At 59.2% G+C, this 12,887-nt stretch carries 9 protein-coding genes; 5 read left to right on the forward strand and 4 right to left on the reverse strand.

Features of this window, described 5'->3' with window-relative positions:
- The first annotated feature begins 2 nt into the window (after window positions 1-2).
- The gene (locus BANAN_RS04950) at window positions 3-1,100 is read left to right on the forward strand and encodes a sensor histidine kinase (RefSeq protein WP_014697826.1); all 1,098 of its coding nucleotides are present in this window, start codon (window positions 3-5) and stop codon (window positions 1,098-1,100) included.
- Window positions 1,101-1,191: 91 nt separating this feature from the next.
- Here the strand turns inward: BANAN_RS04950 and BANAN_RS04955 are convergent, their stop codons facing one another.
- A complete protein-coding gene (locus BANAN_RS04955) occupies window positions 1,192-1,959 on the reverse strand; it encodes a ComF family protein (protein WP_014697827.1) in 768 nt (255 codons plus the stop codon).
- 23 nt (window positions 1,960-1,982) lie between these two features.
- Window positions 1,983-2,807, reverse strand: coding sequence for an HAD-IIB family hydrolase (locus BANAN_RS04960; RefSeq protein WP_237705779.1), 825 nt, complete (start codon window positions 2,805-2,807; stop codon window positions 1,983-1,985).
- A gap of 56 nt (window positions 2,808-2,863) precedes the next feature.
- Here BANAN_RS04960 and BANAN_RS04965 point away from each other — a divergent pair, with 56 nt between their 5' ends.
- Complete coding sequence (locus BANAN_RS04965) at window positions 2,864-3,310, forward strand: metallopeptidase family protein (protein WP_041777013.1); 447 nt, start codon at window positions 2,864-2,866, stop codon at window positions 3,308-3,310.
- Between the two features lie 5 nt (window positions 3,311-3,315).
- Here the strand turns inward: BANAN_RS04965 and BANAN_RS04970 are convergent, their stop codons facing one another.
- Together BANAN_RS04970 and BANAN_RS04975 are read right to left on the reverse strand one after the other, a co-directional pair.
- The gene (locus BANAN_RS04970; RefSeq protein WP_014697830.1) at window positions 3,316-4,860 is read right to left on the reverse strand and encodes a DUF5719 family protein; all 1,545 of its coding nucleotides are present in this window, start codon (window positions 4,858-4,860) and stop codon (window positions 3,316-3,318) included.
- A complete protein-coding gene (locus tag BANAN_RS04975) occupies window positions 4,857-7,952 on the reverse strand; it encodes a glycosyltransferase family 2 protein (protein WP_014697831.1) in 3,096 nt (1,031 codons plus the stop codon). The genes BANAN_RS04970 and BANAN_RS04975 overlap by 4 nt, the downstream gene beginning before the upstream one ends.
- Window positions 7,953-8,144: 192 nt before the next feature.
- On the opposite strand from BANAN_RS04975, the gene BANAN_RS04980 reads away from it, so the two are divergent.
- The 3 genes from BANAN_RS04980 (at window position 8,145) to BANAN_RS04990 (ending at window position 12,874) form a co-directional block, all read left to right on the forward strand.
- Window positions 8,145-9,599: an LCP family protein gene (locus BANAN_RS04980; protein ID WP_014697832.1), complete on the forward strand. Its 1,455-nt coding sequence runs from the start codon at window positions 8,145-8,147 to the stop codon at window positions 9,597-9,599.
- 544 nt (window positions 9,600-10,143) lie between these two features.
- The gene (locus BANAN_RS04985) at window positions 10,144-11,079 is read left to right on the forward strand and encodes an LCP family protein (protein ID WP_080571656.1); all 936 of its coding nucleotides are present in this window, start codon (window positions 10,144-10,146) and stop codon (window positions 11,077-11,079) included.
- A 424-nt stretch (window positions 11,080-11,503) separates the two neighbouring features.
- Window positions 11,504-12,874: an FtsK/SpoIIIE domain-containing protein gene (locus BANAN_RS04990; RefSeq protein ID WP_272941518.1), complete on the forward strand. Its 1,371-nt coding sequence runs from the start codon at window positions 11,504-11,506 to the stop codon at window positions 12,872-12,874.
- The last annotated feature ends 13 nt before the right edge of the window (window positions 12,875-12,887 follow it).

Here is a 12,887-nt window from a genome sequence, read left to right on the forward strand (position 1 = left end):
TCATGACGGACGAGGCATACAACCGCCGAATGAGGCGCTCGCAGCATCGTAGGGATGCCAAGCGGCGCCTCGTTCGCTACTGTTCCACACTCAAGGTGGAGATCACGGTGCTCATTGTGGTCGCCACCGTGGGCGCCTTCCTGCTGGCATGGGTGTTTTCGAAGACCAGAATCAACGATTGGCTGGCGCTGCCCATCACCCTCATCGCCATTCTGGTGTTCACCTACGCGACGTCGCGGCATCTGACCGATCCTTTGGGCCAGATGCGCGATGCCGCCGAGCGTCTCTCCGACGGAGACTACACGGCACGTGTTCCCGACTTCTCGAACAAGCACGATGAAGTGGGGCAACTTGCCCGCGCCTTCAACGACATGGCCGAGGAACTGCAGCATGAGGACCAGCTGCGGCGCGACATGATCGCGAATGTGGCGCATGAGCTGCGCACACCCGTCTCCGCACTGCAGGCGATGGTGGAGAACATGGCAGACGGCGTGGTGGAGCCGAACGAGAAGAATATGGAGAACATTCTCGCCCAGACCCACCGACTCACCGACCTGATCTCCTTCCTGCTCGATCTATCGCGCATCGAGGCCGGTTCCTCGAGCCTCGACATCGAGGAGTTCAACTTCGCGGATTTCATCGACGAAACGATTGCCCCCTTGAAGCTCCTTGACAGCAGTCGCGGGCATGACATCGAGATGCACATTCCCTCGAACATCGTAATGGAGGGCGATGTGGACCGCCTACGTCAGCTGTTCACGAACATCATCGCCAACGCGCTCAAGCATTCCCTCGACGACGCCAGTGTGCTCGTCGAGGCGCATGTGGACGATTCGCGTGATACGGTGGTGACGCACATCGTCAACTTCGGTTCCCAGATTCCTGAAGATGTGCGCCACAAGATCTTCCAGCGCTTCGTCAAGGGCATCACCACACGCGGTAGTGAATCCGGCGGCACCGGTCTTGGACTGTCGATTGCGAAATGGGCTGCCACGTTGCATGGTGGTTCCATCCATGTGGTTGACGATTCGAGAGGCGTCGATTTCGAGATCGTGCTGCCGCTGCATCCCGACGTCGAGGACACAAGGTCTCGTAACTAGTCGGTGTCCCAGAGGGCAAGTCTACGGCTTCCCTCACCATCTCCTTCTACGGCTTCCCGCTCCTCGTGGTCGGGAAGCCGTTCCTATGCCGTCAGGCAACCATGTACCCGTGTTTCGAGGGGGTATAGGCCAGTGCCAGTGCGGTGAACACCGTATATCCATGTTCGGTGAGCACGGTGGCACATCGATTGATCGTGGCGCCGGTGGTCACGATGTCATCGATCAGGATCACCGTGCGGCAGGCTTCCGTCTCCTCGGCGTGGATGGCACGTTCATTGATGCAGATCGTCCGTCGCGCACGTTGCGCGCGTTGGTCGGCGCCGTTCGTCTCGACTGATTTGCTATTGGCGCGTACGATGAGCAGCGGCACGACCGCTGCCCGTACACCCCGTGCGTTGGCGTGTGCACACAGTGCCTTGGCCAGTGGCGCCAGCTGACTACGACCTCGCGCATGCAGTGAGGAGGCGGAGGACGGTGCGGAGACAATCAGCACTTCACGGGGAATGACCGCATCCGGAGAGTGCTCGCCCACTCGCCCGCAGCCTGCAAGCAAATCATCGAACAATCGGTTGAGGGTCGCGATGAACACCGCATCGCATTCCTCGTCACCGTGATCCTTCCAGTTGAGAATCGCATTACGCACCACGCCACGGTAGAGCGCGCAGGCGAATCCCGACCGCAGCACACCGGCACGCAGCCGGAACGGTATGCAGTGATGGAATTGTGCCTCGCATCGGCCGCAAAGCACTGCATCTGGTGTATCGCACCCTGCACATCCGCGTGGGAACAGCAGATACCCCAGCTCCCTGAGCAATCCTGCGGTGGCCGCACACCGTTCCCGAACGAACGATGCACCCATACCGCACTCCTCACGCCTGCCGACTACCGTGAATTCCTGTTATACCAGTCGATGATGCGGTTGCAAAGCTGCAGGGTGTCTTCCGGACCGGTGACCCGAATGGCGATCGTTCCGGCCAAAGCCGCCGGATAGTCATTGCCATCGGGATCCATGCGATCTCCGACAAAGGCGATCTGTCCGACCGTCACACCGAGCATGCCGGCGAGCTTGCGCACGGCGTATGCCTTATCGACGCCCCTGTTTGAAATGTCGACGCTGGTGGAGCCTCCCGAACGCACTGCGAGATGGGGCACGTCTTTCTGCACGGCTTCGGCGAGCCGGTTCTTCTTCTCATTAGTGGGATCCCACGCCTCCTTGGCTTCCACGGGGGCCTGCTGCCCGAGGGCCGAGAAGGTGATCTGGCTGCCTCGGTCTTCAATGCGAGGCCCCCAGGTATGCGACTGCCAAATGCCGAGCTCACGAGCGTGGCGTTCCAGTGATTCAATGACCAGTTTACGGTCCTCGTCACTCAGGTTGTGCTCGTACACCTCCTGCCAATCGGCACCCTCGGGGTTCCAACGATAGTAGCGTGTACCGGATGTGGGCATGAGGTGCATATGTGAACGGTCGGATTCTTCGGAAAGCATATCGGTGACCTGCGAGCGCACGAGGTCGATGGTGCCTCCGGAGATGATGGCCACCGGCAGCAGGCGTGTCAGCTGCGACACCGCGTCAGCCATGGGCTTGTGCATCGGTTTCTTCGAGCGGGCGAGCGTGCCGTCGAGGTCGAAGGCCATCACCTTCATCGTGGCGCATAGCCGTTCGATGTCGACCTCGTTCGCCATGGCCATTGAGACTGACTGTGACATGTTCGCCTTACTCCTCGCGTTCTGTTCCACTAGAGTAATATACCAAAGACGGTGCGATGCCCTACAGTGGAACCATGATTCGCGCACCATGGGAAGAGAAGACGTACCGCAATCGCCACGGCAGGGGGATCCGCACTCCCCCATTCGGCCGGCGCCTACCGCGCTACCGCACGCGCAGCGGCATGTTCGACGACATGGCGATTGCCCAGATTCGCCGTCTCAACGATGCTTGGCCTCAGCTGCTGGCACCGTTGCAGTTCGCCGTCGAAGACGTTCCCCCCTCGTCACCGGCTCCTTGGGAGACGAATCCGAGGCTCAATTCTCAGGCATTTCCCGCTGCGCATGGCATTCCGGCCCGTGTGGTGCTCTACCGCATGCCATTGCAAAGCCATGCACGGTCCCGCATGGACCTGCAGCTCGCCATTCGCGATGAACTGGTGCTGCGCATAGCGGAACTCTACGGCCGCAGGCCGGAGGAAATCGACCCACAGTGGGGTATGTGACGACTCTAATGCACGATGGTGGCATCGTGCATGGCACGCACCGTCTGTTTGGCCACCTCGAGTCGGTCGGCGCCGATATAGGCCAACCCACTATGGTCTGATGAACTGACCTTGTCGCTGGTGAGGAACGCACCCCACACCACGTCATTCCCCTCGTAATCCGTGGAGAGTGCGACGGCATTCTTCGAGATGTCCGTCGGGCTGAACATCACCGCGGAATCGCCGTCCAAATGGATATCGCGGGTTCCAACCGACTCGCCATGCTCATCGTATGCCGTGAGCGACAACTCGATCGGCTTGGATGAGGCGTTGACCATGCTCACATGCGCCTGAACCCCGGAGGGGAGGGCCAAGGCGGATTGCGCGTAGGGACTTGCCGCATTCACGAAGGCGAAATCACGGGATCCGCCATCGGAAACGTCGATGCCGGCCGCAGCTTGGAAGTCAGCGTCACTTTCGATGAGCAGCCCCAAGGCATCGTCAGGGATGTCATTCAATTCCATGACGTTCACCACATTCGCCTTCATGGCTCGTTTCCCTGCGCTTTTGACACCGGATTGCGTGATCCACGACAGGTTGAGGGAAGCCGCTTGGGACGCGTATGCTCGTAGTGTCATCACATTGCGGGAATCCCCCATATTGACAATCTGTGTGGTGGAGGCAGGATTCAAGGGCAACGTGAAATCATTGCCATCAGGATCAAGTCCCTTCATCGAGACCGTTCGTATCACCGACGCCACCGGCGACTCCTGCGATACCAGATTCACTCGGAGAGCATCCTGATTAGGTGCCGCGGCTGCCAGATCCACGGTCCTCTGTTCGCCGGCGCCAACCACGACGCTGCTTTGCGTGGCCATCACAATCTGCCCGGGCTTCGTCCCCGTCATGGAAAGCTGCACAGTCGTCGACTTGTCTGTAGGATTCGCGATGAGCAGTTGCTGGGTGGTGCCCTCCTTCGTCCCTGAAATGAGGAAGCTCTGGTTCAATTGCATGTTGATGCATGTAGAGGCGGCCACACCGGCGATATCGCCATTGCTCGCCCAAGAGGCCATGGATCCACTCGCCCCTGTTCCTGCACTCGCTCCCAGCAGTCTCGTCTCGAACACCTGCGGGGCTTCGGCGGAATCGGATGACGCCACCACGACCGAATCCGCAGTGGAATCCGCATCATCCGACTGTGGTCCCTGCAACACCGTGGATTTCGAATCGTCGCCCAATGGGGAAACCTGTGCGTGGAAAATCGAACCGAAGGCCGCATACCGTGCACCCGAAGCCAGATCCCCCACGCTAGCTTGGAATTCCTTGTCTCCGTAAGTACCCGTATCCGCCAGCCCCATCTGCGCCGGACAATACTGGTCCATGACCTTCGGGCTCACTTCCTGCACCACCGAGGCATTAGCCGGATTGGCGTTGCCGAAACTCAGCTGCCGTCCGGGGATGAAGGCCATGACCAGTAGTGCGCCAGCCACCACGCATGCGGAAACCGTGGTGGCAGCGACTTTCGTCACCTTTGAATGCTTGGATGAACCGGACTCAAGGTGCTTGCTCATGCTTCCTCCTCGTTACTCGCATGGGTGCGTGGAATGGCGACGATGCAATACAGGAACACGATGGTTCCGAGGCACCACAACCATGCGATCCTCCATGGGTTGTGGCTCTGCTCCACAATACCGGCATCATCAATGTGCTGTTCAGCGGGTGGATTCAAGGTGAACCGGTAATAGGTTCCTTTTGCATTGCTCACCACGGACTGCACTCCAGAGCAGGAGGTGATGTTCGCCAGCAACTGCGCACTGGCTCGTCCGCTGACATCATGACCATCGGTGACCACATAGATGCCTCCAAACCCCAGATCCGAGAGCTGAACGATCGCATCATCGTCGTTCTGTGCCAGCAATTGGGCTCCTGCACGGGCTATCTTGGTTTGACCCGCACCATCAGCGAAACCTTCGACGGCTTCGCGGGCACGCTGCGCAGGCGATGAGTCGATGAGATCACCGCTACCTGTGCGCATCACCGCATACTCGATCGTGTCAGCGCCTGTGGCCTCCAACGCCAGAATGCGCCGGTTTGCATCTGCACGCAAATACTCCTGTGCGACCTGCGGCAGCGCATAGTCGCTTTGGCCTATGCCGTCACGGTAGGCAATCTGGTAGCCATAAAATATTCCGGCGAAGGATGTCAAGGCCAATACGAACGCCACTGCCGCACGACCTGCGATGCGCGCCGTCCCATTTGAAACATGCTCCACAACAAGACGGGTGAATTGCTTGGTGCCCGACCCTGCCAACACAGCAACATTGGCGATGATGCCACACAGCGCCATGGCGATTCCCGGCAGCACCGAGCCGGCGGCCAGGCCATATGGCTCTGCGGCGATCACCACTGCCGCAGAAACCATTGCCAGCAGCAGACCGCATAGAGAGACCGTCCACAGGATTCTACTTGCGCGGAACACCGAAGGACGCAGCAATGCGAGCACGGCAAGCATAATGATAAGGCATGCGGCAATGAACAGCGCCGCGTCACGGGCGCCATTCAGCGTGAGCCATGTGCCCCATTGCGTGGGAGGTACAATGCCGAAAGCCTGCCAGGTCAATTCGCTCAAGTTCATGAGACGGGGAGCACCGTTGACCTGCTCGACAGGCACCATGACATCGCCGAACAATTGGCGCATCATGCCATTGCCCGCATAGCGCACCGCATTCACCAAAGTGGGGGCGATGGCGAATGCAGACGGGAAGGGGATGAGCACCAGCATCATACGGTGCTGACGCACGAACACCAGAAAAGCCACGAACACGACGATGAGAGCGAGCAGTAATTGCGGCTCCGCCGCCACCGCCGGAATGAACATGAGCGCGGCGGCAGCGGCAGCCTGCACAGAAGCGCGGGGATTGACCGGCTGTTCGGTGCGGTACATGCCCACAGCCTTGAAACATAGGGCGAAAGCACCCGGCAGGAACACCATGACAGTCAGCATCGGAAGGTTCGCGCTGGAATACAGGCCCAGCGACAACGCCGTGGCGAACCACAGCAGGCCGCAGAACACACGAATCTCATCGGAACGCGTCACCACGCCCGCCAGTGCCCAGAAACTCAAGACGCATGCAGGAGCAGAGAGGAAGAAGATCGACGTCACCGCCGCAGCCACATGACCGCCGGTGAACACCGACGCCACCATGAGCACCAGAAGCCAGGGGGCGGGAGGCGCAGCCACACCGGTACCGGCACCGAAATTCCATGTGGTGGTGGCTGCCTCCATCAGCTGCCGGAATGTGGCATCAGTGGCCGGCAACTGATTGGAATACAGTGACCCGCCAGCGAATGCCGGACCGAACAATGGCCAATACATCACCATGAGACAGAGGAATGCCACTACGGAGGCAAGAAGGGCGTACGTCCAGCGACGTATGAGTCGGCGATGGAGATGGGACTGCGCCAATGGATCAAGCACCACGCCACCCTGTTCATCGGCAAACGCTTTGCTGCGCGCATTCCAGATCTTCAGTTGGGCCCTGTCTGCCACCAGATTTGACAGCTGGCTTCGGGATATGGTCTGAACCAGTTTGAGCCTATGTCGTGCCACCAATGCAGGCGGCACATTCAACAATGCCAGCACCGGCATACACAGCATGCACCACGCACGGTAAGGCTGTTTGCGAAACAGGAGTCTGAGCGCTTGGAATAGGAATGCAAACACACTGCCGACCCAAAGCAGAGGCCACCAGCCGGCTGTAACATCGGTGTACAGGTATTTCTGCTCGCCGCTCAACTGTGGCATCGATGTGTCGATGATCCTGCCGTCTGAGGTGGGCTGACCGTCATGGGTGCGAATGCCTTCGAACCTTGCACGTCGATGCGCGATACGGGCCGATGGAACGACCACCACGCGTTTGCCTGCTCGACATAGGCGCCGGCAGAAATCCGCCGATTCGTCGTAAGTGGTGAACCATGCATTGATGCCATGCACACTGCGCCATGTATTCACCGGAATCAGGGCGCCGGCGAGGGAGACCGCGAACATGTCACTGCGGGAGTCGTACTGTTCCTGATCGGGCTCACCGTCCACGACCAACGACACCACCTCATGGTGTGATGCATATTTGCCTACATCGTGCAGACGCACGGCATCCCAATCCAATTGTTTGCAGCCGATCAACGCGGCAGTCGGCGTATTCGTCCACGTGTCGAGCAGCTGTTCCAGGCAGATCGGGTCAGCGGGCCGTGAATCGTCGTGCAGCAGCCATAGGGTCTTCGCCGTCGTATCAATCTGCGCATTGCGCAGTACCTTCGCCACCGCATCGCCGAAGGAACGCGCCTGCGCCACCTTGAGCACCTGCACGTGCACTGTATGCTCCTGAGGAACACCATGCAGCGCATCAGCCTGCGTGGGGATCACTTTGAAACTCGTCTGCACCGACTGCAGAGTCTGCCCTGAGCAATCCGCAATCACAATGGTCGACGGCAGTACGCTCTGTCTCAGCACGGCGGCAAGGGTGTCCGGGAAGAATCGCATGTCACTCTCCACCGTGATCACCGCCACCACATCGTCACGCACCGTTTGGTCGTGGGAATAGGGCCGTTGCGCCAAGGTGTCGCTGATCAGCTGCTGAATCTCGCTGTCGCCGGAAAGTCTCATACACGCCAGTGTACGCAACAGGGTCTATTCAAGGCATCTTGGGGTGAAAAGCGTGCAGATGCGCCCATTCCCATCTTTTTCTCAAGCGAGTACCTTATAATCATGAAACTGAATCGACATGTACGTGTGCACGCAGCGCGCGGGCGGCGCCGGCACTCCCCGGCGGAGACGACGAACAGAAAGGTATGAGCTTTGGCTTCACATACCGACGACAGCAAGCGTATCGTGAACATCGGCGGTCCTGTTGACGAGCATCCGCGGCACAGCACCGTGCAGGTCAGGCACGTGCGATACCGGATCCTCAAGATCATCGCGATGGTGCTGGTCGCTGTGCTCGTGTTCGCGGGCTCTGTGGCCGCGGCCACCTGGCTCAACATCAACAATGCGGTGCAGAGCGGCAAAATCAGAAGTCTCATCGAGGGCGGGTCAGACGAAGACGCCTATCTCGATCCCAATTCAGGCAAGCCAATCAACTTCGTGCTCATCGGCCAGGACACTCGCGATGGCGACGGCAACGGTGATGTCTCCGGAGACGGGGCCACTGAGGGAGGGCTACACAACGCCGACACCACAATGGTGGTGCAGATCGGGGCCGACAGAAACTATGTGAATCTCGTCTCCATTCCGCGAGACTCCCTTGTCGACGTGCCGGCATGCCATACCTCCAAGGAGACGATTCCGGCCCAATATGGCGTGCAGTTCAACTCGATCTTCGCGAATGCCTATTCGGTGGGAGGTGACCTCTCCTCCGCCGCCAGCTGCACGGTCAACGCCGTGAATGCGCTGACCGGACTTCATATCAGCAACTTCATCGTCGTCGATTTCAACGGTCTGAGCAAGATGATTGATTCAATCGATGGCGTCGACCTGTGCTTCCCCTCCGACGTGGACGACCCGAACACGAACATGCATCTGAAGAAGGGCATGCACCATCTCAATGGCGTGGAGGCGACCAATTATGCACGCCGTCGCCACGGCAACGACACCGACGGCTCCGACATCATGCGCACGACACGTCAGCAATACCTCATCAAATCCGTGTTGCAGAAGGCCATCTCCCGGAACCTGTTCACGCAGACCAGCCAGCTGTACCAGCTGGTCATGAATGCAATCCGTTCACTCAACTTCAGCTCGGGCATGGCCGATACCAATGCATTGATGGGTCTGGCCTTGAGTCTGCGCAATCTCAAGGTCGACCGCCTGTATTCCCAGACTGTTCCGATCATGTCGGCCCCTCAGGACCCCAACCGCGTGGTTTGGACCGAGGATGCCAAGGCGGTGTGGGCCAAGTTCAAGGAAGCCAAGCCGTTATTCGGTTCAGATGACTCCGCAGGTGCAGACAAGCAGGAGGAGCAATCCCAAGCTCCCGCTTCCGAGGAGCCGACGGAGCCCGCGCAGACCGAAGACCCCTCACCACAGCCGTCCGATGACTCGGGTTCGCCGAGTCAGGAGGAAAAGCCCAGGCTTGATGAGAAAACCGGGCTGCTAGTGCATCCCGATGGCACCTTGACCGACCCTGAAACCGGTGGCGTGGTGGACCCGGACGACGGATCGATCAAGGATCCGAACACGAACCAATACGTCGGCATCTCCTATCGTTACCTCAACAACACTATCTGCAAAGTGCCGGAGCACAGCGACGACTGAAACGGCGAAGGGGTCGGCCCGATGGCCGGCCCCTTCGCATTCCGCTGGATCTCGTTGGTCCATAATATCGGTATATCTTGGCAATATAGGCTTCTCAAGGAAAATCAACAGGCGAGGGCATATGACGAACAACAATGCTACAGGCAATGATCTCCCACCGAGCTTTGCCCCTTCCCATTCCAAGAAGGGCTCCGCGCAGCCTCCAGTCACATCGGCGCCCAACGCTTCCTCGCCAACGCCCCCCAGCTTCGCCCCAGGCCACATCTCATCACCCCATACTGGCAGGACCTCCTCGGCCGTGCCCGCATCATTCAAGCCGGAGCACAACCGAAATCCGCGCAGCTCATCATCGTCATCCTCGGTGGTTGGTTCCGATTCCCCCCGACAGCCTTCCCCCACAACCGCGCCATCCTATGCCCCACGCTACTCACCAAGTCGGCACCAACACTCACATCAGATTCCCACGAACTCTCGAAATGGACGATTCCCCGCACCGGCCGCCATGCGTAATACGACGACCGCCGCAACCATGAAACCACACCGCGTGCGCAACATGGTACTTGGTGTGCTGCTTGTCATCGTCATCGTGCTCGGCATAAGCGGCATCGGCACCTACAACTGGATCAATTCCAATCTGCGCAAGGAAGCGTGGCTTACCACAGGCTCCGACACTCCCGGCACCTCCTGGCTCATTCTGGGTTCCGATGAACGTGACGGCACCACCGGTGCCGATGACACCCCAGGTGAGCGTACCGACACGATTCTCATACTGACCAAGCCGAAGCACGGATCCTGTTCACTCATCTCAGTGCCCCGCGATTCCCTCGTGCAGGTCGGCGACCAAATGCTCAAGATCAATGCCGTCATGCAGGTGTTCGGCAAGAAGGAACTCGTGACACAGGTGGAATCGATCACCGGTCAGCACATCGACCATGTAGCCAAGCTCACCTTCGGCGGCCTCACCAAGGTGGTGGACGCCTTGGGCGGCATCGAATTGTGCTACGACCAGGATGTGGATGACGAGAAATCCGAGTTGCATTGGAAATCCGGTTGCCATGTGGTGGACGGTAGGACGGCCTTGGCATTCTCCCGTATGAGATACTCGGATCCACGCTCCGACTTCGGCCGTTCCGACCGCCAGCGCCAGGTGATCGGCGCCATCGCACAGAAGGCCACCTCGAAAAGTTCATTGCTTAACATCGGGAAACTGAAGAAAGTGGGCGAGGCCGCACTTGGCTCCCTCACGGTGGATGACAAATCCACTCCATGGACGATGCTGCAGATGCTGCTCGCCTTCCGCGACGCCTCGGGATCCAACGGCATCACCGGAAGTCTGTACTGGACAGATCCCGGGTATTATGTGGACGGCGTGGGTTCCAGCGTCTTGCTGGACAACCAGAAGAACCTCGAGCTTTTCAAGCAGCTGCATGACGGCGACCATGCCCCGGGTCAGGTGGGCTCAACCTCCGAACAACAATAGTTATCCACATACCCGGGTCGCGCTTGATTCACCCCGATAACCGGCGCATAGTGGACGCATGGGCATTGAGACACCATATCGGGCGGTGCGCACCGCAGTCGGCCGGAAACGGTGGAGGCACAGGGGACACCTCCTGCGTGCAGCCATGCCTGCTCTCGCCCAGATCATCGTGCTGACGGCGTTGCTGTTGCAACGTCAATGGCTATTCGCCCTGATGGTCTCTTCAGGCATATTCGGCATGCTGGCGTCATTTACCCTGACATACACCCCCGATTCTCCGCATCACTCTCCCCCGATCGGATCATACGAATCGGATGGCGCATGCGAGCCTCATCACCACAACATGAATCGTATTGCCCGCATGCCCACACCGCGTGATCGGGACTTCATGACGATCTTCGGATTCGGCGATGACGAGGCTCCCATGCGCACAATCTGTCATCGATGGTGCGTCGCATCTCACACCTCGGGGTTGCGGGCGACTCTTGGCGTAGATGCCAGCGGGAGGCCGCTCAGCGTGGATATCGACAGCGAAGGGCCGCATGCCATTGTGGCAGGCACCACGGGTTCCGGCAAATCGGTGCTGCTGCAATGCTGGTGCCTGGCGCTCGCCGTCACCTACCCACCCGACAGACTCGGATTCGTGTTCCTTGACTTCAAGGGCGGTTCCGCTCTGGATTGCCTGGCCGCACTTCCCCATGTCCGTGGATGCGTCAACGACCTCGACCTGTCATATGCCTCCAGGGCATTGCGTGCCTTGGAAGATGAACTGTCATGCCGCGAGCATCTCGCCGCCCGCCATCATGTGAGCGATATACGTCAGCTACCGGATGCACCGGCACAACTCATGATTGTCGTCGACGAATTCCATATGCTCAATGAACAGTTGCCCGGCTATATGGACAGACTGCTTCGCGTGGCCTCGCTCGGTCGTTCGCTTGGCATGCATCTGGTGGTGTGCACGCAGAATCCGATGGTGGAGATCAACGCCTCGATGAAGGCCAATATGAGTCTGCGCATATGTCTTCGAGTCCAGGATGCCATGCAATCCCAAGAGATGATCGGATCGGCACTGGCTTCGACCATTCCCGCGGATTGTCCCGGAACGGCAGTGCTGAACCATGAGGGTGAGTGCGTGATATTGCAGTGTTTGCAGCCTTCGAATATCAGGGCATTGACCGTGCAGATACACCAATCCGCCCGTTTTTTCGGTCAGACGAACCGTGCGATGCTGTTCACTCCTCCGTTGCCATCGGACATCGATAAGGATGAACTGTCCTGCATGCACATCGACGCATGCAGCGATGCCTCACGTATACTCATTGGCGTCGCAGACACTGGCGTCTCGTTCGAACCGGCCTTCATCGACCTTTGTGCCGGTTCCGTCGCCATCATCGCACCGCCACACCGCGGTGCGCATACACTGCTTGAACGCATCCGGCGGGAGGCCATGCGTCATGGCACACCGGTGGACTGTTTCCCCGATGCGGATGAGGCCTTGGAACCGATGACGTATATGAGCGGTGACAATGCCCTGCAGCTCAGCATAGCAGACACTTCCACGCTCACCGTGTTCAGCCTGCGCACCTCACGCCCACTGCGCATTCCCGACCATGCATCCGTACGCATCGTGTTCGCCTGCGGAGACAGGAACGCAGATCTTGCAGATGGCATCCCCGCCGCCATGCTTGCGGACCATGCGCCTTCCGAGCTCATGAGGCCCGGTCGCGCCGTGCTGCTGGAACAAGGGCGTGCCCGACTTATTCAGTGCATACGAGACAGGTCGGGAACATGATATTTTCCGCCTT

The organism is Bifidobacterium animalis subsp. animalis ATCC 25527, assembly GCF_000260715.1.
Classification (GTDB): domain Bacteria; phylum Actinomycetota; class Actinomycetes; order Actinomycetales; family Bifidobacteriaceae; genus Bifidobacterium; species Bifidobacterium animalis.